At 73.1% G+C, this 26,494-nt stretch carries 20 protein-coding genes; 8 read left to right on the top strand and 12 right to left on the bottom strand.

What is annotated here, in order from left to right; translation table 11 throughout:
* Window positions 1-325 precede the first annotated feature (325 nt).
* From RND61_RS13650 to RND61_RS13675, 6 genes are all read left to right on the top strand, one after another.
* Complete coding sequence (locus tag RND61_RS13650; RefSeq protein WP_315878185.1) at window positions 326-979, top strand: hypothetical protein; 654 nt, start codon at window positions 326-328, stop codon at window positions 977-979.
* A 279-nt stretch (window positions 980-1,258) separates the two neighbouring features.
* Window positions 1,259-1,951, top strand: a complete 693-nt coding sequence (locus RND61_RS13655) for a hypothetical protein (RefSeq protein WP_315878186.1) — start codon at window positions 1,259-1,261, stop codon at window positions 1,949-1,951.
* Entirely contained in the window at window positions 1,948-3,201 is a 1,254-nt protein-coding gene (locus tag RND61_RS13660; RefSeq protein ID WP_315878187.1) for an FAD-dependent oxidoreductase, read from the top strand. The genes RND61_RS13655 and RND61_RS13660 overlap by 4 nt, the downstream gene beginning before the upstream one ends.
* A 14-nt stretch (window positions 3,202-3,215) precedes the next feature.
* Entirely contained in the window at window positions 3,216-4,016 is an 801-nt protein-coding gene (locus RND61_RS13665) for a HisA/HisF-related TIM barrel protein (RefSeq protein ID WP_315878188.1), read from the top strand.
* 8 nt (window positions 4,017-4,024) lie between these two features.
* Window positions 4,025-5,020, top strand: a complete 996-nt coding sequence (locus tag RND61_RS13670) for a zinc-dependent alcohol dehydrogenase family protein (protein ID WP_315878189.1) — start codon at window positions 4,025-4,027, stop codon at window positions 5,018-5,020.
* Window positions 5,021-5,696: 676 nt separating this feature from the next.
* Complete coding sequence (locus RND61_RS13675) at window positions 5,697-6,056, top strand: cupin domain-containing protein (RefSeq protein WP_315878190.1); 360 nt, start codon at window positions 5,697-5,699, stop codon at window positions 6,054-6,056.
* Between the two features lie 774 nt (window positions 6,057-6,830).
* Here the strand turns inward: RND61_RS13675 and RND61_RS13680 are convergent.
* The 12 genes from RND61_RS13680 to RND61_RS13735 form a co-directional block, all read right to left on the bottom strand.
* Window positions 6,831-8,585, bottom strand: a complete 1,755-nt coding sequence (locus tag RND61_RS13680) for a flavin monoamine oxidase family protein (RefSeq protein WP_315878191.1) — start codon at window positions 8,583-8,585, stop codon at window positions 6,831-6,833.
* Entirely contained in the window at window positions 8,582-10,069 is a 1,488-nt protein-coding gene (locus tag RND61_RS13685; protein WP_315878192.1) for a glutamate--cysteine ligase, read from the bottom strand. Before RND61_RS13685 ends, RND61_RS13680 begins: the two co-directional genes overlap by 4 nt.
* Window positions 10,053-11,315 carry a metal-dependent hydrolase family protein gene (locus RND61_RS13690; protein WP_315878193.1) on the bottom strand — a complete coding sequence of 421 codons (1,263 nt, stop codon included), beginning with the start codon at window positions 11,313-11,315 and terminating at the stop codon, window positions 10,053-10,055. Before RND61_RS13690 ends, RND61_RS13685 begins: the two co-directional genes overlap by 17 nt.
* Window positions 11,299-11,973 carry a hypothetical protein gene (locus RND61_RS13695; protein ID WP_315878194.1) on the bottom strand — a complete coding sequence of 225 codons (675 nt, stop codon included), beginning with the start codon at window positions 11,971-11,973 and terminating at the stop codon, window positions 11,299-11,301. The genes RND61_RS13690 and RND61_RS13695 overlap by 17 nt, the downstream gene beginning before the upstream one ends.
* 518 nt (window positions 11,974-12,491) lie before the next feature.
* The gene (locus RND61_RS13700; protein WP_315878195.1) at window positions 12,492-14,018 is read right to left on the bottom strand and encodes an ABC1 kinase family protein; all 1,527 of its coding nucleotides are present in this window, start codon (window positions 14,016-14,018) and stop codon (window positions 12,492-12,494) included.
* Window positions 14,019-14,034: 16 nt separating this feature from the next.
* On the bottom strand, window positions 14,035-15,441 hold the full coding sequence (locus tag RND61_RS13705; protein WP_315878196.1) for a wax ester/triacylglycerol synthase domain-containing protein: 1,407 nt from the start codon (window positions 15,439-15,441) through the stop codon (window positions 14,035-14,037).
* 9 nt (window positions 15,442-15,450) lie between these two features.
* Window positions 15,451-16,062 carry a hypothetical protein gene (locus RND61_RS13710; protein WP_315878197.1) on the bottom strand — a complete coding sequence of 204 codons (612 nt, stop codon included), beginning with the start codon at window positions 16,060-16,062 and terminating at the stop codon, window positions 15,451-15,453.
* A 114-nt stretch (window positions 16,063-16,176) separates the two neighbouring features.
* Window positions 16,177-18,681 (bottom strand): SDR family oxidoreductase, encoded by a 2,505-nt coding sequence (locus tag RND61_RS13715; RefSeq protein WP_315878198.1) that lies wholly within the window; start codon window positions 18,679-18,681, stop codon window positions 16,177-16,179.
* A 2-nt stretch (window positions 18,682-18,683) separates the two neighbouring features.
* The gene (locus RND61_RS13720; protein ID WP_315878199.1) at window positions 18,684-21,062 is read right to left on the bottom strand and encodes a beta-ketoacyl synthase N-terminal-like domain-containing protein; all 2,379 of its coding nucleotides are present in this window, start codon (window positions 21,060-21,062) and stop codon (window positions 18,684-18,686) included.
* Entirely contained in the window at window positions 21,059-21,310 is a 252-nt protein-coding gene (locus RND61_RS13725; protein WP_315878200.1) for an acyl carrier protein, read from the bottom strand. The genes RND61_RS13720 and RND61_RS13725 overlap by 4 nt, the downstream gene beginning before the upstream one ends.
* On the bottom strand, window positions 21,286-22,290 hold the full coding sequence (locus RND61_RS13730; RefSeq protein ID WP_315878201.1) for an ACP S-malonyltransferase: 1,005 nt from the start codon (window positions 22,288-22,290) through the stop codon (window positions 21,286-21,288). The genes RND61_RS13725 and RND61_RS13730 overlap by 25 nt, the downstream gene beginning before the upstream one ends.
* A gap of 2 nt (window positions 22,291-22,292) precedes the next feature.
* Window positions 22,293-23,396 (bottom strand): NAD(P)-dependent alcohol dehydrogenase, encoded by a 1,104-nt coding sequence (locus RND61_RS13735; protein WP_315878202.1) that lies wholly within the window; start codon window positions 23,394-23,396, stop codon window positions 22,293-22,295.
* A 316-nt stretch (window positions 23,397-23,712) separates the two neighbouring features.
* Here RND61_RS13735 and RND61_RS13740 point away from each other — a divergent pair, with 316 nt between their 5' ends.
* Together RND61_RS13740 and RND61_RS13745 are read left to right on the top strand one after the other, a co-directional pair.
* Complete coding sequence (locus tag RND61_RS13740) at window positions 23,713-25,176, top strand: GMC family oxidoreductase (protein WP_315878203.1); 1,464 nt, start codon at window positions 23,713-23,715, stop codon at window positions 25,174-25,176.
* A 236-nt stretch (window positions 25,177-25,412) separates the two neighbouring features.
* Window positions 25,413-26,186, top strand: a complete 774-nt coding sequence (locus RND61_RS13745) for an alpha/beta fold hydrolase (RefSeq protein ID WP_315878204.1) — start codon at window positions 25,413-25,415, stop codon at window positions 26,184-26,186.
* The last annotated feature ends 308 nt before the right edge of the window (window positions 26,187-26,494 follow it).

Below are 26,494 nucleotides of genomic sequence, written 5' to 3' on the forward strand. Positions count from 1 at the left end.
GCGGATGTGACGCATACGCGTGGAGCTCGGTCGTACGGAAGTTGCAGCCGAAACCAACGCGGCCAGCGGCGGAAAGATCCGTCCGCGAGGTTGTTGCCGGAAAAGGTGCGGCAGACAAAGCCCCCGCTTATGGTTTTCGGAAGGATGCCCTTGAGAAGATCTCGGCCTCCGGCCCCGTCGGGTGACAAGAGTCCGCCCGGACCGGCCGCATCCGTCTCATTCTCCACACTCGCCGAAGCGATCAGGCGCTCGTAGCACATCCCTGTTCGGTACCCGAAATGACCTGCGGTGTCGTCGGTCACCGGCACGGCAGGAAGGAGCACGTATGTCATCCGCACAGCAGTTGGTGGACGAACTCGCGCGGAAAAGGGATCAGGACCCCGTCCCGAACGCGTTGTTGGACGTGGCGAAAAGCGACGGCCTCACCCAGGACCACATGCGTGGCCTGGTGCGCACCGAGTTGCAGTGCCACCACACCGAAGTGCCTTCCTACGGGAAGATGCTCAGCCGGTTTCCGCACCGTCCGGCGGCCGACTTCTACGTCGAGCTGATCGACCTCCTGCACTCCTGCGGACCCAAGCTCGAGGAGGCCGCGGAGGCGCTGGGGCTGCCGCGCGAGAAGAAGGACGAGTGGATGTGGCCCGCCGACCGGAGGACGTACAGCTACAACGGCGTCATGTCCTGGATCACCGCCCAGGGGAACCAGGCCGCCACCGCTCTGGCGGTGCACACGGACATGGTCGTGTACTTCCCCGGCTGCATGGAAGTCTCGGCGTTGATCCGTGAGCAGGGCGTGGACGCGCCGGAGTCGTTCCTCTCGTACTACGAGGGCGACCCGTGCGAGGGAACACGTCGGCGGGCCATCGAGGTGGTGCAGGACGGGCTGGACCGGGGCGACGATCCGCGGGAGGCCGTCCTGATGGCGCGGCTCCTGGAGGAAGCCCTCGGGGACTTCTGGGCAAGCGCCGCCGCGGCTTAGCCGGCCACCGGGCATCCCGGTCGCTTTCCGCTTCCGCGGATGTGCCGGACTCGTGCGCCGGGCGGGCACAGCGCGCGTCGACCGCTGTCGTTCCTCCGTGCGGACGCGTGCCGCCGCACGGACGGGAAGAGGGCCCGACGGCTTCGGAAAGAAAGGGGCGACGGTGGGATTCGTGTCCACGGCGCCACGAAGGAAACACCACGTCCCCTCACGCCCCCGCGTCCGCCGTAACGAGCCGATCACCACCGGCGCCGCACCACCGCGAGGAATGGACACCGCATGACGACCGCACAGGAACTGGCCGATGAGCTCGCCCTCGAACGCCGGCAGCACCCCCTGGCAAACCCGTTCCTGGACCTGGCACGGAACGGCGGCCTCACCGAGGAACACATGCGCCGGCTGGTGTACGTCGAGGCGCAGCTCCACCATGCGGAACTACCGGGCTACGCCCTGACGCTCAGCCGCTTCCCGCACCGGCCCGCCGCAGGGTTGTACTTGGGCCTTTCCCAGGTGGCGTACGAAGCCGGGCCCAGGCTCAACGCGGCTGCGGAGTCCCTGGGGTTGCCGCGCGAGGACAGCGCCAAGTGGATGTGGCCGTCCGACCGGAAGGCGTACTCCTTCAACGGTTTCCTGTCGTGGCTCGCCGTCCAGGGCAGTCAGGCGGTCACCGCCCTGGCCGCGTACACGGACATGTGCATCTACTTCCCCTCGTGCCAGGAGATCGTCGCGGAGATCCGCGAGCACGGTGTGGACGCTCCCGAGGAGTTCACCTCCTACTTCGAGAGCGATCCGACCGAGGAGCTGCGCCCGCTCGCCCTGACCGTCGTGCAGGACGGCCTGGACAAGGGGGACGACCCCCGCGAAGCGGTGTTCATGGCCCGGCTCCTGGAGGAGTTCACCGCGGAGTTCTGGACCAGCGCGGCGGAAGGGCGGGCTCCGGACCCGGAGTCCACCGCCGGGGACCGGGCATGAGGATCGGGATCGCCGGTGCCGGCACCGCGGGCCTCGCGACGGCCTGGCTGCTCGACCCCTGCCACGAGACGGTGGTGCTGGAAGGGCGCGGCGACCTCGGGGGCAACGCACGCACCGTCCAGGTCCGTGTCGGGGACCGCGCCCTCTGTCTGGACCTGGGGGTGCACGAGGTCTCCGACCAGTTCCCTCTGTGGTCGCGCCTGGTGCGGTCGGTCGGTCTGGGGCCGGACCCGCTGTTGTCGGTCCCCGCCTCCCGGACCCTGCAGCACCCGGGCGGCACCCGCCCCTACCTGGTCGGTCCGCACACCCCGGACGCGGACCGGGACCGCGAGGTGGTCCTGGGCCCGGCGTGGGAGGCCCTGGGACGCCTCGGCCGCGAGGCCTCGCGCTGGGAGGAGGAGGACCTAGGCGGGGAGGTCACCGTGGCGGAGGCGGGTGACTGGTCCACGCTGGCCGACGGCATGGAGAACGACGTGGTCCACGCCTTGCCGGCCTCCGTGTTCGGCTGCGGCACCCACGACGTGGCCGGGCTGGCCGCACGGGGCGTCGGCGGGTTCTTCGCCGCCCCGCAGCCGTCCCCCTCCGAAGCCGCTCCGATGCAGAGCCTCAAGGGCGGCACCCAGGAACTGGCCCGCGCGCTGGCCGGGCGGCTGAGCGCCGCCGAGGTGCACCTGCGCGCCCCGCTGCACCGGCTGGAGGCGCACGGCGACCGGTTCGCCATGGTCGAGGCGTCCGGGCGCAGACACCTGGTGGACGCGGTCGTCCTCGCCGTCCCGGCGTACGCCGCGGCGGCGGCGCTCCAGTCGCTGGCGGGTTGCACCGGCCTGCGCGCGGCACTGGGCGCCTTCACCTACCAGGAACTCGTCTACGCCGCGCACCTGGACCCCTTCGGCATGCCGGAGGACCGCAGGCACTGGTCCACCACCAACGTGACGGTGCACGACGGGTGGAGCGAGTCGACCACCTGGTACGGCCCCGGCCACCACGCCGAGGTCTTCGTCAGCCAGGTCACCCACCGCGGCACGCCCCGCCACGAGGTGGCCCGGGCCGCCTTCCACGCTCCGCTCCCCACCCCGGCGGCGCACCGGGCACGGCGCCGCCTGGCGGAGCGCCGCGAGGAGGGCCTGTACTTCGCGGGCGCCTACACCAGGGCCCTGGACTCGCAGGAGGACGCCGTGGCCTCGGCCGTCGACGTCGCCCGGGCGCTCGCACCCGAAAGCCCCCGCCTGGCCCAGCTCACGAACTCCTGACAAGAGAGCCCGACATGACCCAAGTGACATCCCCCGTCTTCCACGACCGGAACTCCCACATCACCGACCTGATCATCCCTTGCGTGGACGTGACGGGAGGGCGCACCCAGCTCCCCTCGGGCATCCCGGGGCTGCCCGACCGCTCGGACGCCGTGGCGGTGGCCGCCAGCTACGCCGGCGACGGCGCCAACAAGCTCTTCGTCGACGTCATCGATCCGTGGGAGCGCGTCGAGGACTACCTCCCCCCGCTGCTGCGCCGCCTCAAGGGCACCGGACTGTCCCTCCTCGTCTCCGTCGGGCACGGTGTCGTCCCCTCGGCCGACCACGTCGGACACCTGCTGGAGGCGGGGGCCGACGTGGTCTCCGCCAGCACCAGCATGATCGAGAACCCGGAGGTGGTGAAGGAGGCCATCAGCCGTTACGGGGGTGACCGCTTCGTCATCGTCATCAACAGCCGGCCCCGCGAAACGGGCGGCTGGGCGGCGTACACCCACAACGGCACGAGGAAGACGTCCGTCGACTCCGTGGAACTGGCGCGTGAACTCGGGCGCCTCCGGGTCGGCGCCCTCCTCCCCAACGCCGTCGACCGGGAAGGCGTGGGCCAGGGCTACGACCTGGCGCTGACCCACGCCGTCGCGGAGGCGTCCGGCCTGCCCGTCATCGCCTCCGGGGGCTGCGGCGCCCTGGAGCACCTCACGGAGGCCCTGGGGAAGGGCGGAGCCACCTACGTCCTGGTCAACTCGATGGTGCACAGCGGGAGGTTCTCCATCGCCGGCATCCGCGATTCGCTCATGGCCGCTTCGCCCTTCGCCTGAGGAGAGAGATGCGCGCTGTCGTCTTCGAACGCCACGGCGACCCGGCTCACACCGTGTTCCTGACGGAGCTGCCCCTGCCGGACACTCCCCCGGGCACGGTGCGCGTACGCCTCCTCAGCCGCCCCATCAACCCCTCGGACGTGATGTTCGTCGAGGGCGAGTACGGGCGGGAAGCGCAGTTCGTCCCGGTCGAGGGCCGCCGTCCCGTCAGTCCCGCCGGGTTCGAGGGGGCCGGACGCGTCGACCGCGTGGGCCCGGGCGTCTCCCTGGAGCCGGGAAGCCTGGTCGCCGTCGCGGTCACCGGGACCTGGCAGGAGTACGTCACCGCCCCCCTCGACGCGGTGGTTCCCCTCCCCCACGACCTGCCCCTGGACACCGCTTGCCAGTTCACCGTCAACCCGTTCACCGCGCACCTCCTCCTGGCCGACCTGCGGCTGGAGGCGGGAGACGCCCTGCTCCTGACGGCGGGCACGTCGACCGTGGGGCGGATGCTGATGTGCCTGGCCCGCCGCCGGGGCGTCCGCTGCATATGCCTGGCACGCGACAGCGGGCAGGAGGCCCGGCTCAAGGACCTCGGGGTCGAGCTCACCGTGTCCGCCGAGGACCACGCCGCCGTGGAGAAGGTACGGGACCTGGCGGGAGCCCCCGGCGTGGCCGCCGCCCTGGACGCCGTCGGGGGGCAGCAGGGGGCCCTGGCCCTGACGTGCGTGCGCGACGGTGGCCGCCACGTCGTCTACGGCTCCCTGTCCGGCCGCCCGCTCCCGGTTCCCCCCGCCCTTCCCCTCTTCCACGGCATCAGCGTCGAGGGGTTCTGGCTGCCCCGGCACCTGGAGAAGCTCGACGCCCCGGCCCTGCGCGAGCTGACCTCCACCATCGCCCGCCAACTCGCCGACCACACCCTGGCCGCCCCAGTGGAGGCGCACTACGACCTGGCCGACGTCCACCGCGCCCTCGCCCACCACGCACGGCCCGGCCGCTCCGGGAAGATCGTCCTCACCGGTTGACGTCCCTGGGTTCTGGCAGACGAACGGCGTGGCCGGAGTGGCCGGTTGCCTCCGGCGGGCTGCCGGGAGCCGGCCCGTCGAAGGCGTTCGGGGCGAGCGTCCCGCGCACGGCCCGGTACGCCGGGACGAGCGGATCCCGCCGGCCCGCCGGAATCCGCCGCCAACGCGTCCGGGTCCCGTACCGCCGGACTCGGAGCCGTCCTTCCGAACAGCGCGAGGTGCGGCGGAAAAGACCGATCGATGGCAGACAGAAAAACACGTGAAGCTCCTGGTGGAGACGGGTGGGCCTGACCGCTCACCCGTCCACCGGGGGCTTCTTCGCGTGGCGCGGCCCGCCTCGGCTGTGTGCCCGTCAGTTCGGAGAGGATTTCCCCCCGCATGGGGAAACACCCATGAGGAAACGGAAGACGGGCCGAGGAAGCCGCCTCGAAGAAGGCGGCGCCCGCTCCACGACTTCGACGCCGCCCGCCATCACGATCTCACCGTCGACCCGCGACGGAGACAGGGTCAAGTACGGTCCGCTCGGGGGCAATTGCGGGGCGGCACGAAAGGCACAAAAAATTCTCGATCGGCCACGGAAGAAGGTGTGGGGCGAGAGTCGCGGGGGACCCGGGCGTGGAGTATCCGGAACAAGCCGGATGCTCACGCGGAAGAACCGAGAAGTAAGGAAGATCCGATGACAGTCATGAACACTTCGATGACGCAGACCGGTTTCTCCTACGAGAAGCTGGCCACCCCCTCGACGGGCACGACCGAACTGGCCGTGTGGCGTGTGGAAATCGCCGCCGGAGCCGAGGGCGCGGTCCACAGCCTCGACAAGGAGAAGGTCTGCATGGTCCTGGCCGGTGAACTGACACTCACCACGGACCAGCACACCGTCGTCCTCTCGGCCGGGGACGTGTACACCCTCCCCGCCGGCACGCCCGTCCAGGCCCGCAACGACGGGTTCCAGCGGGTCGAGGTGGTCGCGGTCGCACAGGCCGGCGTCCAGGTGAAGGCCGACGGTCACAGCACGCGTCCCGAGTGGACTCTGTAGACCCTCGGGAGTTCCCGCGCACGGCGCTGCGCGACGGGGGCAGAAAAGGGGCGGCGGGGTTACGTCGGCTCTGCCGTACAGCACACAATGCTGACCCCTGCGACACGCTCCTCTGCAGGGAACCATACCTCAGCTCGGGTGTGCCCTCTGTCCCGTATCGCGGCAGCGGTAAGGGCGGGAGGGACCTCCGCTGACTGCGGATTGTTTCCCGCCTGACCGTGCGGGTGGAACGTCGGTGCGTACCGATCACGGGGAATGGAGCTCCTGGAAGTCAGGGAATCGAGCAGAACTTCCCTTGACTTCCAGGAGTTTCGCGTGCCTGTCAGCTCTTTTCCCATGGCACCTCATGCTCGCCGGCACAGCCCTCTCGCCCCTGGGCGCCTTCCGATGGAAATATGTGAACGGGATGATGACTCTCCCCCGCACTGCGACCAGAAATGCTCGGAAACGTGATCACCGAAGCCCCGGAGGGCGGCATGCGGACCGAGGGAAAAGTGGGGGTACGAAAGAAGTGGGGGCGCGAAAGGCCACGAAGAGCGCGGACAAGACGAAGGTCCGCCTTTCGCCTGACGTTCCCGCGAACGCAGCCGGACCCGCTCCCCCGCACTAGGTACGTCGACGGGAAACCACAGACTGGAGCCGGGAACGTGCTCCGACCAACCTGCACGTCCCGCGTGGCGGTGCGGGGTGGGAGGCTCTCGACCGTACGGATTCCCGCCGTGGGCGGCAGGGGCCCGCCGCCCACGGCGGGTCCTCACGAGGACGCGCGCGCCCTCACGAGGACGTGGGGGAAGGGATCGGCTGGTAGGCGGGGTCCGTCCACAGGTCGCCGGGGCCGGGGTTGTCCGGGAGAGTCCGTCCGCCGAGGGCGCGCAGGACGCCCCAGGCGGCGTTGAGGCCGGAGGCCATGGCGTGGTCGAGCCAGCCGGAGGACCAGGCGATGTCGTCCCCGGCGAGGAAGAGGTTGTGGGAGGGCTCGCCGGGGATGACGGGCTCGCCGGTGAACTCCTTCATGAAGTGGGCGAACAGGTCCCACTGGTACTGGTACTCGCCGGGCCGGGAGAAGCGGCACAGTCCGCGGAAGTGGGGCTCGTTCTCCCAGGAGATCGTCTCGGCCCCGGCGTCGGCCGCCTCCTGGCGCAGCCGGTCCGCGACCTGGGGGTGGATGGCGGACAGCTCGCGCAGGAAGAGCTCGACGCGTTCGTCCAGGGGGCAGGTGGCGACCTTCATGGAGTCCTCGGCCCAGGTGAAGCTGAGCACCAGGACGGCGCGCCTGCCGCCGTCCTCGCGGGGTTCGCCGTAGTCGAGGGTGTAGCTGGCGCGCGGCAGGCGGTCGGTGAGGGTGACGCCGTCCAGGCTGGTGCCCTCCCAGAACGGGTCGCGGGTGACCAGGGCGGTCTTGGCGGAGGGCCAGTAGCTCAGGCGGCGGATGGCGCGCCAGAGGCGGGGCCCGAACGGGGAGCTGCCGGGGCCGGTGGAGCGTATGTCGACGGTGGTCTCCAGCGCGTGCATCTGCGGGGTGAACACGACGGCGGGGAAGGACTCGCTGCGGCCGTCGGCGCTGTGGACGGTGATGGGGCGGTCGGCGGTGGTGGGGACATCCAGGGCGGTGACGGCCGGCCGGGGGGCTCCGCGGTTGATCTCCTCCAGGCTCGTGGTGCGGCTGTCGGGGCCGGTGGTGCGGTGGGTCCAGAAGCCCTCGGCCAAGGCGCTGATGCCTTCGTGCAGGTAGTACATGGTGCCGCCTTCGCTGGCGAGCAGCAGGCGGACGAGTTCCAGGAACGCCAGGTCGAAGAAGGTGTCCCAGGCGGCGGGGCCGACGCCGGCGGTTCCCAGCAACTGGGCCTGGTAGGGGCTGAGCCCGGCGCCGTCGGGTTCGGTGAGGAAGCGCTGGAAGCTCCACGAGGAGAAGCGGTGGACCAGGTCCTTCCAGACCTGGCGGGCCGCGGCGCGGTCGCGGGCGGCAAGGTGCCGTTGCAGGTCGAAGAACCCGATGTCGGTCAGGGCTCGCGTCCAACTGGTGTGGGCCTGCTGGAAGAGTTCCTGGTGGGGGTAGAGGTCGGTGATGCTGCGGACCTCGTGGCGCTGGCCGTCGACGTGCAGCACGGTCAGCGGGGTGGTGCCGGAGGCGTAGTTCTCGCGGAACGGCCGCCAGTGCAGGCCGAACGCGTCGGTGTACTGGCGCAGCAGCCGGGCCGAGTCGGGGAAGCGCATGCAGCCCAGCTCCACCACGGCGCTGTCGGCGGGGTGCAGGCGCCGCGAGTACATCCTGCCGCCCAGCCGCCGGCCGCCGGGCCCGTCCTGACTCGACTCGGCCTCGTACAGGACGGGGCGGCAGCCGACGCGCATCAGTTCGTAGGCCGCGGTCATGCCGGCGCCTCCGGTGCCGACGACGGCCACGGGGGTGCCCAGGGCGTGGTCGGGCAGCCGGCCGATGCGCCGGCCGGCGGTGTAGGCGGCGTAGTCGAAGGGGAAGTCGGCTTCCAGGTCGCTGGCGGGCGGGGGGTCCGCCTGCGGGTCGTGGCTCATGGCGCGCTCCCGGGGGGTGAGGGGGTGGGCCAGGTGTGCACCGGCCGGTCGCCGGCGCTCAACAGCAGGTAGCGCCGGAGCAGGGCCGGCGGGTCGGCGGTCCGGCGCAGGGCGGCGCCCTGCCACCAGGCCGCGGTCCGGTGGGCGCGGACGCGGTCCGCGATCACCGACAGCCAGCGTCCGGCCTCCTCGGGCGCGACCCCGGCTCCGGTCAGTGCGGCGGCCGCCTCGGGGACGAGCCGCGGCAGGAGCTCGCCGGCCGGGTGCGCGCCGGCCGGGTGCCCGGCGGAACCGGGCCACCACAGGCGGGAGTCCATACCCCGGCGGGCGGCGCGGTAGAAGTTCTCGCGGGCGAGGGCGAAGGGCACGGCCGTGGCGGCGGCGTGCCGCCGGGGGGCGGCCAGGGACAGGGTCAGGCCCAGCAGGAAGGCGGTGTTGGCGACCATGTCGACGGCGGTGGGCCCGGAGGGCAGCGCCCGGAACTCGATGCGCAGGTGCCCGCCGCCGCACGGGTCGTAGACCGGGCGGTTCCACCGCCACACGGTGCTCTGGTGCAGCCGCAGCTCCTCCAGTCGCGGCGTGCCGCCCGCGCGGAGCACATCGCGGGGGTCCTCGTCGAAGACCACCGGCAGCAGCACCGGGAAGCGGCGCACCGCGTCCTCGAACAGCTCACGGGCGCCGTGGCGCAGCCAGCCGTGCCCGAACAGCACCCGTGGGGCCCGCCGTCCCGGTGCGCCGGCCCGGTCGCCGAACCCCTGCTCGTAGAGGGGGATGCGGGTCTCCTGCCACAGCGGCCGGCCGAACAGCAGCGGGGAGTTGACCGCGGCGGCCAGGGCCGGGCCGGTGGCGAGCTGCGCGGCGTTGTACAGACGGGTGTACGCGGGTGCCGGTGCGGTCAGGTGGACCTGCCAGGAGCAGGCGGCCCCCTGCACACCGATGGAGTCGCCGTACAGGGTGCAGCGCTCACCGCCGTCGGCGGGATCGATCACGACGGGGAAGCGGTGGCCGCGGTCCCGGGCGAACGCCCGCTCCAGCGCTTCGAACCGGGGCACGTCGCTGACGTGGTCCCGGGTCAGGTGCTCGGGGCCCAGTGTCGGCAGGGTGCCGGTCAGGGCGGGGCGGGCGTCGAAGAGGGCCGAGGCGGCACTCACCGTGTCCAGCAGGTCGCGGACCTCGGTGTGCAGGGCGGTGAAGGGCCGCCCGCCGAGTGGCACGGGAGAGAGGTTGGCCTCCAGGTTGAAGCGGTTCACCTCCACGGTGAGCCTGCGGTCGCCCGCGGCGGCGCGGACCTCCTCGTTGCGCGGGACGGGCGCGCCGTCGGGCCCGACCAGGAACATCTCCAGTTCCGCCCCCACCGTGGCCGGGGTGTGGGTGAAGGAGGGACGGACCAGGAGCTCCCCCAGTGCGGCCAGGGACTGCTCCAGCCGTTCCTGGAACAGCGGCTGCCCGGCGCGGCTGGGGGCGCGGTCAGTGCGCAGCCCCATGGCCGTCTCCGCCCCTGTGGATCCGGCCGTCCCGCATGACGAGGTCGACGTGCGTCATGGCTCCGATGTCGGCGAGCGGGTCGCCGCGCACCGCGACGAGGTCGGCGCGGGCGCCGGGCGCGATGCGACCCAGGTCCGGCCGTTCCAGCAGCTCGGACGCCGTGCTGGTGGCCGCCTTCAGCACCCGCAGGGGCGTCATGCCGTTGTCCACCATGGTGAAGAAGTCCCGCTGGTTGTCCTCGGAGGACAGGACACCGGCGTCCGTTCCGTAGGCGACCTTGACGTCGCTGTCCGCCAGGGCGTGCGCGCTGTCGTACAGCTCGTCCCGGTGGGCGCGGAACTTCTCCCGTGCCCGCTGCGACCGCTCCTGCCAGAAGTCGTCGTCGTCCAGGTGCTCCACCGCCTGGAAGACGATGCCCTGGGTGGGGACGACGTACGTTCCCCGCTCCGCCATCTCGGCCAGGGTCTCCGGCCGGGCCAGGCCGCCGTGCTCGACCGACCGCACCCCGGCGCGCACCGCCCGGCGCACGCCCTCGTCGCCGAACGCGTGCACCGCGCACGGCAGCCGCAGGTCGCGGGCGACGGAGACGAGGACGTCCATCTCCTCCTGGGAGTAGGTGATCTGCTCGGGCTCGTCCGTCGCCGAGAAGAACCCGCCGGTGCCGGCGAACTTGATCCAGTCCGCTCCGGACCGGGCCTCGGCACGGACCATGCCGATGATCTCCTGCGGGCCGTCGGCCAGCGCCCCGATCTCCGTCTCCGGCAACGTGCCCAGCTCCGCGCTCTCGTCACCGTGCCCGCTGCGCGCGGAGATGATGTGCGGGGCGACGATGAGGCGCGGGCCGGGCAGGACACCCGCCTCCACCGACTCCCGCACGACCAGGGACATCGGCTGGGGCAGGGCGCACCCGAGGTCCCGCACCGTGGTGAAGCCGTTGTCCAGCAGCGTGCGCAGCGCCGTCAGCGTGTTCAGGTGCCGTTGGCTGACGGGGGCGGTGATGTCGTCGTCGGTGCTGTCCGGGGCGTTGCTCAGGTGCACGTGGCAGTCGATCAGCCCGGGCATCAGGGTGCGTCCGGGCAGGTCGACGCGGTCGGCGCCCACCGGCAGCCGCTCCCCGGGCCCGGTGACCGCGGTGATCCGCCCCTCGCTGACGATGACCGCGCCCTCACGGGGCGCGTCGGCGAGACCGTCCCACAGCAGCTCTGGGACGAGCGCGACGAGACGCGGCTCAGGCTCCCTTGTCATCGAGGTCCTCACCGGTGACCACGTTGTGCCACCAGGCGCGCAGCGCGGGGTCCATGCGCACGGCGCTCCGGGTGATCCATTCCTCGGGCTCGCCCTGGGCCAGGCCGTACTCGATGACCTCCAGCACCCCGTCCGCCACCTCGGGCGGGTTCTCCCGGTAGGCGTCGATGTAGGACACGATCTCCTGCGGCACCTCGTCGAGCTCGCGCACCGCGTCGGCCAGCTCCGCGCACGTGGTGCACCACAGCGTGAAGTCGGTGCGTGCCAGCAGCGCGGCCTCCGCCGGGCCCGCGTGCAGGGCCACCCACGAGATGAACTCGGTGAACCTCTTCACCGCGGGTTCGATCGGGGCGTGCCGCATCTCGTCCGGCGTCATGCCCACCGAGCCGGCGGCCCCGCCGACCATGCGGTGACGCGCCTGCATCAGCTCGTACGCGACGAAGCTGAAGAACCCGCCGGGGACCTCGTGGTGGTAGCGGGACAACAGCAGGCCGTAGGCGGCGAACTCGGCCTCCTGCGACTGGAACTCGGCGAGCGCGAAACGCCTCAGGTGCTCCTTGGTCACCTTCCCTTCACGGGCCAGCGCGAGGAACTCGTTCTCCCGGACGTGCTTGGGCACGTCCGCACCAACAGCGTCGATGAACGAAGTGGCAGACACCCCGGCACCTCCTCCTGGATAAGCGGTAAGTGTTCGGCCGCGGAAAAGCGGTCCGGCAGGACGCCCGACACGCCCTGGCGGCACGACGCCGACGACCCGCCTGTCCGGCGGAACACGGTCGCGTGGGATTCCGGCCAAGGGGCCGCGTCACGAAAAGTCCGACAGCCCTGAGTCACGGGCGTCGTCGGCCTGTTCTCTCCACGCTAGGCACCGCTGTACGCCCCGGCAACTCCGGCCGGGTACCGGCCCGGTCCGTCCTCGCAGATCCGGACCGTGGCCGTCTCTGTTACCGCGCCGCCCGCGGCCGGGCCCCGCACGCGCTCCCCGGTGGTCGGCCGCCGGCGACCCGGATCCGCTCCCCGACCGTCCCGGATCCGCTTCCCGACCGTCCCGGATCCGCTTCCCGACCGTCCCGGAGCGGCCCGTGGCCGATCGGGCACGCGCGGTGCGCGACGCCTCCGTCACCCGGCCCGGACACGTGGAGCGCGGGACGGCACCGCGAACCGTCCGGCGGGCCCTCACGGCCGGCGGCGTTGTGCCGCCCGCCAGACCAGGGCGGCGAGGCTGGCCGCCTGGAGGGCTCGGCGCAGACGTGCGTCGGCCCGGTCGTCGCGCGGCGAGAGGCGCTGCTTGGCGGCGTGGGCCACCTGGAGGGTCAGGTCCTGGTGGGAGAGGTCGCGGATGATGCCGCGGATCTCGCCGGGCATGGACAGGCTGCTGATGAGCTCCTCCATCAGGGTGCGGGCGGCTTGCTGGTCCGACGAGGCTTCCCGCAGGTACGCGGCGACGATCCCGCGGACCTCCCTGCGGAAGACGTCGGTCACGGACAGCTCCGGGGCCAGGCAGCGCACGGAGCCCTCGGCGTTGGCGAAGGACTTGCCCAGGATGGAGATCGTGGAACTGGTCTGGATGCCCCGGCGGGTGGAGCTGGCGAGGACGGAGGTGAGGGCCGCGCCGAAGTTGAGCTCCTCCAGCGAGGCCGAGGCGATCTTGGGTACGAGCGCGGCCATGTCCTGGGTGAAGGCCGAGACGTCGGCCCAGGGGGTGACCTTGCCCATCTCCACCCACGCCTTGGCGAGTGCGTGGCCGTCGTTCTGGGAGAGGCTGAGCAGGCCGAGCATCAGGGACATGCTCTGCCGGCGGTCGATGTGCCCGATCATGCCCCAGTCGATGAGGGTGGCCGGGTGGCCGGCGGCGACGAGGACGTTGCCAGGGTGGGGGTCGGCGTGGAAGGTCATGTCGGTGAAGTAGCCGTGGAACATGAAGGCGAGCAGTTGGTGCCCGATGGCCCGGCGCTCGTCCCGCGTGAAGCGCGCCGGGTTCGCGTCGCGGATGCTGGTGCCCGCGGCGAGGCTCTGGATGAGGACCTTGGGGGTGGCGTCGAGCGGTCGGGGAACGGTGACGAGGCTGAAGCGGCGGGCGGCGACGCGGGCCCGGTCCATGTTGCGGGCCTCCAGGGTGAAGTCGAGTTCGGGTCGCATGGCGTCGAACACGACCCCGAGCATGGCCTCGACGTCGATGGTGGCGTTGAACGCCGGTGCCCGCTTGGCGAAGAAGCGCGCCAGGCGGCGCAGCGTCCTCATGTCCTGTTCCATCAGGGGGCGGATCCCGGGCCTTTGGATCTTGACCGCCACCCGGCGCCCGTCGGTCAGCGTCGCGGCGTGGACCTGGGCCAGGGAGGCGGTGCCGAGGGGGCGTTCGGTGTCGAAGCGGCGGAATCGGCGGTGCCAGGTGCGGCCGAGGCTCTCTTCGAGTACGGGTTCGAGCAGGTGGAAGGGGAGCGCGGCGGCGCGGTCGTGGAGGTGTTCCAGTTCCTTGGCGATGGGGGCGGCGACGATGTCGGGGCGGGTCGACAGGACCTGGCCCACCTTCATGTAGAGCGGTCCGAGCGCCTCGAACGCCTCCCGTACGGCCACCGCGTGGGCCACTTCCCCGGTGGTGCCCCCCGCCACCGCACCGACCGTCCCGGGAGCCCCCTTCCGGACCGACGCGTGGACGATGTGGTAGGCGATCCGGGCGAGCAGGCGGGAGCGCGCGAGGTTCACCGATCGGACCGCCCGGTCATCGCCCGGTCTCCCCGCCGCCGGCCGGGCGGGAACCTGACGGTTCGGCCAGTTCCTTGACGGCCTGGCAGATGTGGCGGGCGACGAGGTGCGAGTCGGGGATCACGGTGGGGTCGATGTTGACGGCGATGTGGCAGGTGTCCCGGTACGACATGAGGGTGACGGTGACGGCCGAGCCGAGGGTGGGGGCGATGGCGTAGATCTCGCTGACGCGGTGGCCGCCGATCGACGCCGCGGACGTCGGGCCCGGCATGTTGCTGACCACGAACTCGTGGGTGGCGCACAGGCGCAGGAACACCGCTTCGAAGAGGGACCGCGGCACCAGGGGGCACAGCCGGGCGATGGCGCCCATCCAGTCGGCGGAGTCGTGGTGGTAGCTGTCGCGTACGGCACGCCGGACGGCGCGGATGCGGGCGGGGACGTCGGGGAGTTCGGCGCGGACCGCGAACCGGACGATGAACCAGTGGTTGCCCTGGCCGCGCGGGTCGTGCGCCGTCGCCCGGGGCGGGCGGCCGTAGGGCGAGAAGACGCGCATGCGGCGGCGCCGTACGCCGTGGTGCGCGTTGTAGCGGCGGCAGCCCTCCGTGACGGCGGCGACGAGCGCGTCGTGGACGGTGCCCCCGGACGCGGCGGCGAGCCGCTTGACGGCCGGCAGGGGCACCGTGGTGGTGAAGAAGTGGCGGCGGAACCGGGCGCCCGCCTCCGGTACGGGGTGCGGGAGGTCGAGCATGTCGAGGACGGCCCGGCCCAGGAAGCGCGCGGCCTTGAGGAGGCGGCGGCCTCGGGGGGAAGGCGGTACGGCCCGTTCCTCCCGAGGCAGGGGGGCCTCTGCCCGGGGCATGGGGCTGACCACCTGCCACGGGTCTCCGGCCGCCGGGGTTCCCCGGGTGCGGGGAGCGGTCGCCGCGGCGGCCTGCCGCAGGAAGATCTCGCGCAGCCGGATGCCGTCGGCGATGCTGTGGGAGATCTTCAGTACGTAGGCGGTCCTGCCCTCCTCCAGGCCGGAGAGGAGGTAACCGTTCCACGGCGACCGGCCCTGGGGGAACGGGATCTCGGCCAGGACCTCGGCCGTGTCGAAGACGTCCCGCCGGGTGCCCCTGCCGCCCACCTCCACGCGTTGGAGGTGGTGGGCGAGGGAGAAGTCCTCGTCCGGGACCCAGCGCGGCCGCCCACCGGGGCCGCGGCCGGGGACCACCCGGCCGCGCAGACGGGGCATCGCGGCGCAGAGCCCTTCGTGCCAGGCGGTGAACGCCTCCCAGGGCACGGCGTCCTCGAAGAACAGGACGACGACGATGATGGGCCGGGCCCGCCGTCCGGACTCCAGGCGCCAGACCATGTGGTCCTTGGCGCTCATCTCGTCCGCTTCGGGCGTGCCCGGAGGAAACCGGGTGGTGTCGGTGGCCACGGGCACTCCTCAGTCGGTCCGTTCGGATTCCTGGCGGGACATGAGGCCCCGGGGGAATCTCCTGCCGCGGCGGCGGTGTCCGTGGCAGTCGCCGTCGCGGTCGTCCGCGCACCGGCAGGGGACGCGGCGGCGGCGCTCGCCCCGCCCGTCGCAGCGGCACTCGTCGTCGCGGCAGCCGTCGGGGAGCTCCCACCAGCGGTCCGCGCACCGGCACGGGTCGCAGCGCCGGTCGTCACACGGGTCGCGACGTCGCTCGTCGCACGGGTCACGGCGCCGGTCGTCACACGGGTCGGGGAGCCGGTCGTCACACGGGTCGGGGCGCTCGCCACAACGGCACCCGCGGCGCCGGCGGCGCTCCCGCCGCTCGCAGCACCGGGGCTCCTGCCGCCCGCACCGGCAGTCGTCGCGGCGGTCGCACCAGGGATCGTCCCAGTCGAACTCCTCGGCCTCCTCCCATCGGATGTCGTCGCGTCGGCGGTACCGTTCTCCGGGCCGCTCCTCGCAGCCCCGGCAGGTAGTTCCGTAGCGCGTCTCGTAGCCGCTGAGCACCTCGCCGACGATCTCCTGGACGCCGTCCAGCATGTCGGCCACGGCGCGGCCGAGCCCTGCGGTCCTGTACACCGGGTTCCTCCTTGTCCTCGTTGCGCGTTGCCCGCTCGTGGTGGGTCGCGCGTTGCTCGCTCGTGGTGGCGGGGGCCGGCCACCGTCCGGGTTTCCGGGTTGGTGGCTCGTGGTTCAGGCCAGTTCCAAGCCCTCGATCCGCACCAGCACGCGGGTCCCCCGCGCGGTGGTCGCGGCGGCGTGGGCGTGGTGGCGGTCGGGGGAGGCGGCGAGGGTGATGTCCGCGCCGTCGATGGCGAGGGCGTGGTCGTTGGCGGGGCCGTCCGAAAGGCGGATGCTGCGGATGGCACGGGGGGTGGCCAGGCGTCCGGGCGCGACGAAGCACGCCGTCTGCAGTGCCGCGTCCATCACGAGCCAGCAGGTCGCCATCCGCGCGAAGTGCCGGGGGTCCTGTCCCGCGAGGTCGAGGTGGCACCGGGCGTGTACCCCGTCCTGGTCGAGGTGGGAGAGACGGACGTGGTCGAAGGGCCGCGCCAGTCGGGCGGCGGCGCCGCGGCGCGGCGGGCGGCCACCGTGCGACACGGAACCGGGCGACCCGGGGCCGGGCAGCGCGGGGTGGGGCGGCACGGAACTGGGTGACGCGGGACCGGGCGACCCGGCGGGCGACCCGGCACTGGGCGACGCGGGACCGGGTGAGGGGGGCGGCAGCGCTCGGCGCGCGCCGAGGACGACGTCGGCGGAGAAGTGCAGGCCCGGCCGGGGCCGCGGCGGAGCCGGCGGCAGGGCGACGCTCCGGATCTCGGTGCGCACCAGGCCCCGGCCGCCCGGGTGGGGCAGGTAGGTGGCGTGCAGCTCGTACCGGGTGTGGCGGGGGGTGACGGCGATGGGCGCGTGGAAGCGGACCCGGGTGACCTCGCTCGCCGTCGTCCCCGGGAGGAGGCGTCCGGCGGACGCGACGGCGAGTTCGACGGCGAGCGCCCCCGGCAGCAGCGCGGTGCCGTTGCGTCGGTGTCCCAGCAGGTAGGAGTACGGGCGCAGGTCGATCGGCCACACCGCGGAGGTGGCGGGTCCGCCGAGGGAGAGCCGCGTCGGCGAGTCGAGGAAGGCGAACGCGGGCCGCCGCGGGGCCAGTCCGGGACAGTGTCCGTCGATGGTGCGCCGCTCGGGCGGTCCGAGGAAGATCGGTACGGCGTTCCCGAGCCCGGGCGGCGCGGTGAGCTCCGCCGTGAACAGCCGTCGGCCTTCGCCGTCGTCGAGGAGACTCAGACGCCCGGTGCGACGGGTCAGGTCGGTGAAGCCGGAGCGCGGTCCCAGCCCGGAGTCGCCCCACATCGTCCAGGCGAGCGCCCGTTCGTCGTGTCCCCGCAGCGCTTCGTAGCGGGCCGCCGCGTTGAGGGTGTCGTTGGCCGGGCCGTAGTCGCACTCGCCGGGCAGGCCGAGCACCCCGGCGATGGAGCTGAAGGTGCACCACGTCGCCGGACCGGGGCTGCCGAAGGCGGCTTTGAGGTGGTGGTAGCCGTCGACCTTGACGGCCCGCACCTCCCGGAACGCGGTGAGGGACTTGGTCCGCAGCGCCCGCGCCCTGCCGATGCCGGCGGCGTGGATCAGCAGGTCCACGCGGCCGCTGGTGCGGTGGATCCGCTCCGCCGCCGCCCGCACCGCCGTCGGGTCGGTCACGTCGCACGTCAGGTAGTGCACCCGGGTGCCGCCGCAGCGGCGGCGCAGTGCGGCCAGGGTGTCCAGGGCCCGCCGGGTGTGGCGCAACCGGTCCCACTCCGTGCCGGCCTCGGTGACCGGCAGCCCCGGCGAGTCGGTGAGCCGCCGGCGCAGGTACTCCACGCGGCCGGTGTCGCCGAGCTCCCGTGCCCGGTCGGCGAGGGCGGCCACCGGGGTGCTGCCCAGCAGCCACACCACGGGACGTGCCCGGGCCGTCAGGCCGCGCAGCGCGGTGGCGGTGATGCCGCGGGCCCCGCCCACGGCCACGATGACGGTGTCGTCCGCGACGGGGTCCCGGTGTGGCGGTACGGGAAGCGGCGCCGGAACCAGGCGTTCGGCACCGCGTGCTCCCCCGCGGTAGTACCCCACCGGCAGTCCGCCGGTCGCGCCGGACTCGTGGGCGAGTTCGTCCAGCGCGGTCTCCAGGCGCGGGCTGTCGGTGACGACGGCGTACGCGCGGGTGCCGGGCAGTTCCCAGGACGCGCACTTCACGAAGCCGGTGAGGAGGGCCGCGTGCGGGTGCGGCACGCCGCCGCGCAGCGGGTCGAGGACCAGGGCGGCCAGCGAGGAGCCGTCCGGGCGGGCGGCGGAGAGGTGCTGGGCGGCCAGGAAGAGCAGTTCCTGCAGGGTCAGCAGGGGCTGCCCGGGCGGCTGCGGCCAAGGGGTGGTGCGCAGGTCGGTGAGCGCGCGGACGTGCCGGAGCGGACGGCGTCCCGTGGCGCCGGGCCGTCGGTCCCACAGGGCGCCGACGGCCCCCTCCTCCGCGCGGGGCAGGTGGGTGACCCCCGGTCCGGCGGGGACGGTGCACACCACGAGCGGCGGGGACGGCAGGGGCAGGGCGGCCACGTGCGCCGCGAGGCGGGGATCGTCGGTGAGGACCGCGGTGTCGGGTGCGAGGGGCGGGATCCCGGGCCGGGTGCGGCACACGGGCGCGGGGGTGAGGACCGTGAGGTGTCGTTCCATGGTCACCTGCTCCTCGGGGGCGCCGTGGCCGTCCGCCGCTCCACGGTGACCGCGGGGGCGTACCGGCCCGATGTCACCAGGTGCGGGCCCGGCGCCGCGCCGAGGGCGGCCCGCAGCACGGCGATGGTGCCGTCGGCCGCCAGGTAGGTGGGGCGGGGCGGGGCGGCGTCGGCGTACGGCGTCGGCGTCGGCGGCAGCAGGCTGGTGCGCAGCGTTGCGATCCGCGGCCAGCCCCGGCTCTCGGCGGTGCTGTGCCGTGCGAGCACCAGCAGGAACAGTCCCTGCGCGACGTCGGAGGCGGCGACGCCGAGCGCGTGCGAGACCGTCTCCGGCGGTGCGGTGCTGCAACCGAGCACCAGGGCGAGGTCCAGGTCCGCGGTGCGCAGGTGGTCGGCGGCCACGTGGACGGCGGCGAGGCCGGAGTCCGGGCCGCTGTCGAGCATCATGGTCGGGCCGTGCAGGTCGTACCGGTTGGCGATCCAGCCGAGGGCGACACTGGGCATGCGGCCGGCCAGGGTGTAGGGGCCGATCGGGGCGGTGCGTTCGGCGTGTGCGGCGAAGAACCTCGTCGCCGCTTCGGCGTCTTCACCGCTTTCACCGCCTTCGCCGCCGGTCAGCCGCCGGGTCAGCCGGGTGCGGAAGCACCGCACCGTGGAGTCGGCGGCCAACCGGGTGGGGCCGTGATGCGCGCCGAACACGCCGGTACGCGCGCGTAGTTCCCGCCAGTCGAAGCCGGGGCGGTGCAGGCAGGAGTGGACCAGCGACAGGGCCATCAGGTGCAGCCGGTCGACCTGGGCGGCGACGCGCGGGGCCACCCGGGTCTGCTGGAACGGCGGTAGGGGGTGGGGCTCGGGGAAGTGTCGCCGTGCGGTCGGCGCGCGTCCGGCGACCAGGTTGTCGTGCACCTCCTGCCGGGTGGGCGCGCCGGGCAGGAGGGCGTCCCAGTCGATCAGCGCCACCTCGTCCTCCGACCGGAGTGCGCCGGAGACCAGTCCGTCCGCGGGGCTGTCGGGGTGCTGGACGAGCAGGTGGCCGTTGATGCCGCCGAGGCCGCAGGCGAAGGCGCCGGCGACACGGCGGGCGGCACCGGTCCGGCCCTCCCCGGACGGGGGACGGGCAGGCGGCAGCGGGTGCTCGGAGGGACGGACCCGGACGGCGGCCGGCGTGGTGCGCTGCGGGGTGGTGAAGCACGGCTGGGCGGGTACGGCGGCACGGCGCAGCCCGTTGAGGATCTGGATCACCGAGACCACCCCGCAGGCCATCCCGGTGTGCCCGACGACGGGTTTGTCGGAGGTGACGTCCACGCCCCCCGGGTGGACGGCGGCCAGGGAACGCGCCTCGGTGGCGTCGCCGGTCACCGTGGCGGTGCCGTGCGCCACCACCCACCCGACCTGTCCCGGATCCAGGCCGTTGACGGCCAGGGCCCGCCGCATCGCGATGATCTGGCCCTCGGACCGGGGAGCGAAGATCGCCTTGCCGCTGCCGTCGGACGCGCCGCCGAACCCGGCCAGTACGCCGTGGATCTCGTCGCCGTCGCGCCGGGCCCGCTCCAGGAGCTTGAGGACCACCACCGCGGCGCCGTCGGAGAAGGCGGTCCCGTCGGCGTGCGCGTCGAACGCCCGGACGTGTCCGCTCGGTGTCAGGGCGCCCATCTTGGCGAAGTAGACCTGCCGCAGCGGCCCGTGGGAGCTGACCCCGCCGCAGACCGCGACGTCGGTCTCCCCGGCCAGCAGGTGCCGGACCCCCAGGTCGACGGCGTACAGCCCGGCGGGGCAGATGTTGTCGACGACGAGCACCGGGGTGCCGTCCGGGACGACGCCCCGCATCGCGCGGCGGGCCAGTGCGTGCGGCTGGTAGTGGTGGTGGGGGAGCGCCGCGCTGGGGTCGGCCGCCTCCAGCCGGTCCCGCACCCGGACACGGGCCGTCTCGTGGTCGCCCGGCAGGTGGCGGGCGATTCCGGTGGCCGCCAGGTCGGCGGCGAGCGCGGCGTCCCATTCGTGGCTGGCCTCGGTGGTCGCGGCCAGGAAGAGGGCGAACCGGCTGCCGGGGGGCGTGTGCGGCGCGTCCAGCGCCTGGAGGAGGCTGTGCCGCAGCCAGGCGGCTTGCAGGTCGCCCTGTCCGGGGGCGGTCCACTGCTCCTCCAGCCGGGGGTGCGGGGTGAAGGCCGTCAGTTCCCCGAAGACCCGCCCGTAGGTGCGGTCCTCGGCGTCGGGGTCCCGCGCCCAGAAGTCGTCCGGTGCGAAGCGGGTGCGCGGTTCGCGGAAGACGGGCCGGCCGCGCCGCACCAGCCTCCACAGCTCCTCCGGGTCGGCGGCCCCGGGGACCGCCAGTCCGGCTCCGACGACGGCCACCAGCGGGCGACCGGGCGGCGACGCCCTCATGACGTCGACCGGAGGAGGTGGTCGGCGACCGACGCGGGGGTCAGGGGCGAGGGCGCGTCCGTCTCGGGCGGCAGCGTCAACCGCCAGCGTTCCGCCGCCCGTGCCAGCACCAGTTGGTGCTGGAGCGAGTCGACGCCCAGCTCCGCCTCCAGGTCGATGTCGTCGGTGACCACCTCCGGCGGGTACTCCAGTACCTGCGCGTACATCGTCTTCAGCTCGCCGATCAGTTCGTCGCGGTCAAGGGGCATGGCGGTCCTCCCGTGGTCGTGCCGGCCCGGATCCCCGCGCCCGCCTCGCACAGGCGCTCGCGGGTGACCCTGGTCCGGAAGGGGGCGAAGGTTCGTGCGTCCGGGACGCTGGCCTCGACCAGGTCCGACAAGGTGCGTTTCAGCCCGCACTCGACGAAGACCCGGACGCCGTCGTCGTACAGGTCCCGCACCGCCCGGGCGAAGTCGACCGGGAGCACCATCTGCAACGCCAGCGTCTCGGCCAGGTCGTCACAGGGCAGGTAGGCGCGGCCCAGCACCGGTCCGTAGACCGGGCGTCCCGGCGGCCGCGTCGGCACCGGGCGGGAGGCCGCCGCGCAGCGCCGGGACACCGCGGTGAGCAGCGGGTGGTGGTGCGGGCAGGGGTCGGTGCGCAGGCGCACGGCCCGCACCCCGTCGGCCAGCGCCGCCTCCCTGACGCGGTCGACGGACCCGGCGGGCCCCGACAGCACCACCTGCTCGGGCGCGTTGACGGCGGCGATGACGACGTCCGGTTCGCGGGCGGCCAACCGGCGCGCCCGGCCACGGCTCAGCGGCAGGGCCAGCATCCGCCCGGCCGGTACGGCGTGCGCGCGGACCGCCACGATCCGTTCGCACAGCAGTCGCGCCGCGGCCGGCACCGTCAGCCCTTCGGCCGCGACCAGCGCCGCGTACTCGCCGAGGCTGTGCCCGCAGACCACGTGCTCCCGGACCCCCAACAGGCGTCGCAGGATCCGGTGGCAGACGACCTGCCCGGCGAAGACCTCCAGGGCCCGGGTGTCGCGGCAGTCCCGCGCACCGGCGTCGGCGGCGGCCCGGGGGGCGGCCAGCAGGGCCGTGCGCACCGACGGCAGACCGTACCGCGCCGTCACCTCGTCGACCTCGGCAATGACCGGTTCGGCCACCGCTTCCGCCTCGCCGCACCCGGAGAAAGCGGCCGGGTAGAAGGCGCCGAAACCGGGGAAAAGCAATGCGGTTCCCATCTTCACCCCTGGAAAAGCAGAACCGGTTTGACGCATTTTCCGCCGGCCATGTCTTCGGTCGCCTCGTTGATCTCCTCGAACGGGTACGTCGTGATCATGCGGTCGAAGGGAAGCAGTCCCTTCCTGTGGAGACCGGCGAGCAGCGGGATGTCGACCTGGGGGACGGAGTCCCCTTCCACGATTCCCTGTACTTTCCGGCCGAACATCAACCCGGACATCTCCAGGGCGACTTCGACTCCGGGACGTGCGGCGCCGATGACGCCGCACGTGCCGCGCGTGTGGAGAACGTCGACGGCCGCCCTCAACATGCCGGGATCGCCCGTGGCCTCGATGCTGTAGTCGAATCCCGAACCGCCGGAGACCGATCTCAGGGTTTCCGTCACGTTCGTTCGGCCCGCGTCGACCACGCATGTCGCGCCGAGTTCCTCGGCCAGTCGCAAGCGGGACCGGTTCCGGCCGACCACGGCGATCGTGGAGCATCCGGCGAGGGCCGCCGCCATCACCGCGCTGCACCCCACGGACCCCGACCCGAAGACGGCGATCCGGCTTCCCGCCTCGCAGCACAGCGCCTTCAACACCGCGCACGCCCCCGTCTGGACGCCGCACCCCAACGGTCCCAGCAGCGGCAGCGGCAGGTCGGCGGGGACTTTGACGACGCTTTGCCGCGGGGCGAGCGTGTGGGTGGCGAACGACGACTGCCCGAAGAAGAAGCCGTGGACCCGGCTCGCGCCCCACCTCAGCGACGTCGACCCGTCAGGTCGGCCGCACCCGAAGTTGCGCCCCAGGAACTCCGCGCAGTACGCGGGCGCTCCCGTGCGGCAGCGCGTGCACGATCCGCACGAGGCGAAGCTGAGGACGACGTGGTCGCCCGGGGACACCTCGGCCACCCCGTCCCCGACCGCCTCGACCACGCCGGCGCCCTCGTGACCGAGAACCACCGGAAAGGGAACGGGATACCAGGCGTCGCGGACGATCAGGTCGCTGTGGCACACCCCGGTCCCGACCATGCGTACCAGCACTTCGTCCGGTCCCGGGGAATCGATATCGAGTTCCCGGAAGATAAACACATCATTCGGCGCGGTGGTGACCGCTGCTCGGACCAACACGGGGTCCTCCTCGCACAGGAAAGCAACCGAGTCCGGGCGCAGCTTTTCCCAAAAAATGACCAGCGCCGCTCGGAAGCCGGGCGATAGGTGGATGCATTTCCACAGTGATACCGGAGTCATTGACATGTCAAGAAGGGCGTAACAGAATCCAGTTAGACGCCCGTCACCCTGGCGAGCAGGTGCCATCGGCACAACAGGGGCTTCCGCTTCACCGGTGTCCGCACCGCGGGCCGCACACAACTCCCCTCCTGCCGCTTTTCCGTGACCCGGCATCTTCCATCCGTAGGAGAAATCCATGAATCGTCATTCATGTGATGTGGTGATTGTCGGGGGCGGAACCGCCGGCGCCGTTCTCGCCGCCCGTCTGACCGAGGACGGACGCCGTCACGTCGTCCTGCTCGAAGCCGGCCCGGTCTTTCCCCCCGGCTCCTCCCCCCTCCCCGTCGTGTCCAGCGCCTTCATCGGCCGGGCCACCGGGTACGACTGGGGGTACGCCGCGTGCCCCGGCCGCTCTCCCCTGCCCCGCGGCAGGATGGTCGGCGGCTCCTCCGCCATGAACGGCACCGTGGCCATGCGCGCCCTGCCCGCGGACTTCGCCCGCTGGACGCGCCGGGGAATCCACGGCTGGACCTGGTCGGACGTCCTTCCCGACTACATACGCCTCGAACACGCCGACGCCCCGTGCACGGCACACAGGGGCCGCAACGGTCCCGTTCCCGTACACCAGTTGCGCCGGAGCGAACTCAGCCGCGTCCAGGCCGGCTTCCTGTCCGCCGCGCACCGGCTCGGCTACCGGGCGGCCGACTTCAACGGCACCACGCCCCACGGAGCCGCTCCCTACCCCGTCAACGCCGTGCACGGCGCACGCGTCAACACCGCGATGGCGTACCTGAGCGCGGCCGTGCGCGCACGGCCGCACCTGCGCGTCGAGAGCCACGCGCTCGTCGACCGCGTCCTCCTGCGGGGCCGTCGGGTGACGGGCGTCGCGCTGGCCGACGGCCGCACACTGCACGCCCCCGACGTCATCCTCAGCGCCGGTACGTACGGCAGCGCCGCGCTGCTGCTGCGCTCCGGCATCGGCCCGCAGCGGCACCTGCGGCAGTTGGGCATCCCCGTCGTCCAGGCGCTGCCCGTCGGCACCGCCTACCGCGACCACCCCCTCCTCCACCTGCCGTGCCTCACCTGGCCGTGGTGGGCCGGCCGACCGCGGTCGGTGGCGGCCGCTGCCGTCTGGACCGCGAGCGCGTCGGCCCCGCCCGGAGAGCTCGACCTCCACGTCGGCGTCATGCAGCCGATCACGCCCGTACCGGCCCCCACGTTCACCCTGATCGCGGGGGTGACCCGTCCCCGCTCCCACGGCACCATCACCCTCGCCTCACGCGATCCCCGCGCGGCCCCGCGCATCCGCCCGAGGTGGCTGACCGACGAGCGGGACCGGGAACGCATGGCCCAAGCGGTGTGCCTGGCCGGCCACCTGACCCATACGGACCCGCTCGCCGGGATGATCGCCCGCCGCCTCTTCCCCGGCCCCGGCACGACGGCCCCCGGCCGCCTGCACCCGGTCCTCAGGGCATCGGTGCGGACGTTCCACCACCCCACCTCAAGCGCTCCGATGGGGCCCGCGGACGATCCACGGGCGGTCGTCGACGCCACCGGCCGCGTCCACGGCGTCCACGGCCTGCGCGTCGTCGACGCGTCCATCTTCCCCGACGCGCCGTCGGTGCCCGTCAACCTGACCGTGATCATGGCCGCCGAACACCTCGCCAGAGCCCTGCGCTGAGCGGACCGCCGTCCGGCCCGGGCCCTCCGGTACCGGCCCGACCAGACGGAGACCCGGCGGGAACGACGACCCGCCTGCCACCCACCGACCGCGCGGCGCCCCAGCGGGGACCCCTACCGACGGGACCAACAGTGAAGTACGGCACTCCCCGACCGGCGGTCAGGGCCCACCGCGTGGCGGTCCACGGCGTGCGCACCCGTTTCCTCCAAGCCGGACACGGCCGTCCGGTCCTCCTCGTGCACGGCGAAGGAGGCGTCGCGGAGAACTGGTGCGACGTGATGACGGGACTCGCCCGCCACTACCGGGCCATAGCCGTCGACCTGCCCGGCAACGGCGAGAGCGACCCCACGGCATGCCCGTCCCCGGACGCCACCGCCGCGTTCCTGTGGCGGTTCCTCGACACGATCGGCATCGGGAGCGCGGCCCTCATCGGGCACTCCTTCGGTGGTGCCGTGGCCGTCCACATGGCCCTGCGGCACCCGGCACGCGTTCCCCGCCTGGTCCTGGTCGGCTCCATCGGCATGGGGCGCGCCATCCACCCCGGGCAGGTCCTCCAGGCGTCGACCCCCCTCGGGGAACTCTCGCTGCTCGCCCCCGCGATCCCCCTCGGCCCGGAACTGCTCGTCACGTGGCTTTCCCTGGTCGGTACCGACCGGCCGTGGCGCCTGCCGCCGACGTGGTGGGGCCCCCAGACCAGAGCCGCCTCCTCACCGGAAGCCCTCGCCGCGGCCCTGCGCGTCCAGCGTTGCCTCCTCGGGCCCTTCGGCCAGCGGCGGCTGCTCCTGGACGACCTGCGGAACCTGACCGTGCCCACGCTCGTGGTGTGGGGGGTCCGCGACCGGGTGCTGCCGTACCGGCAAGCACTGCGCGCCTTCCGGCACCTCCCCGACGCCCGTCTGGCGCTGTTCCCGCACTCCGGCCACCTGCTGCCCGTGGAATCGCCGGACAGGCTGCTCGACGTCGTGGTCCCGTTCCTGCACGCGGCACCACGACGCGGGCGACGACCCTGACCCCGTGCCCCGTGGGCGTTCTCCAAGGGGCCGTCGGCCGGGGGGTGTGGGCCGCTGATGGGAGGTGTTGTGCGGGGTCGCTGATGGAGGTCGTTGTTCGAGACCGCTGATGGGGGGTCGTTGTGCGGAACCGCTGACCGGGGGGCGTTGTGCGGGTGCCGTCGTTCGGGCGGGACCTCTACCACGCCGCGGTGCCCGTCCTCCGACGTCTCGGCCACCCGGTCCTGACCGTCGACGCGACCGGCCTCACCCCCGAGGGGGTTGCCCGGGTGATCGCCGGCGCCGCACCGGCCCCCCGCACTACCGTC

The sequence above is a fragment of the Streptomyces tamarix genome (assembly GCF_032423885.1).
Lineage (GTDB): Bacteria > Actinomycetota > Actinomycetes > Streptomycetales > Streptomycetaceae > Streptomyces > Streptomyces tamarix.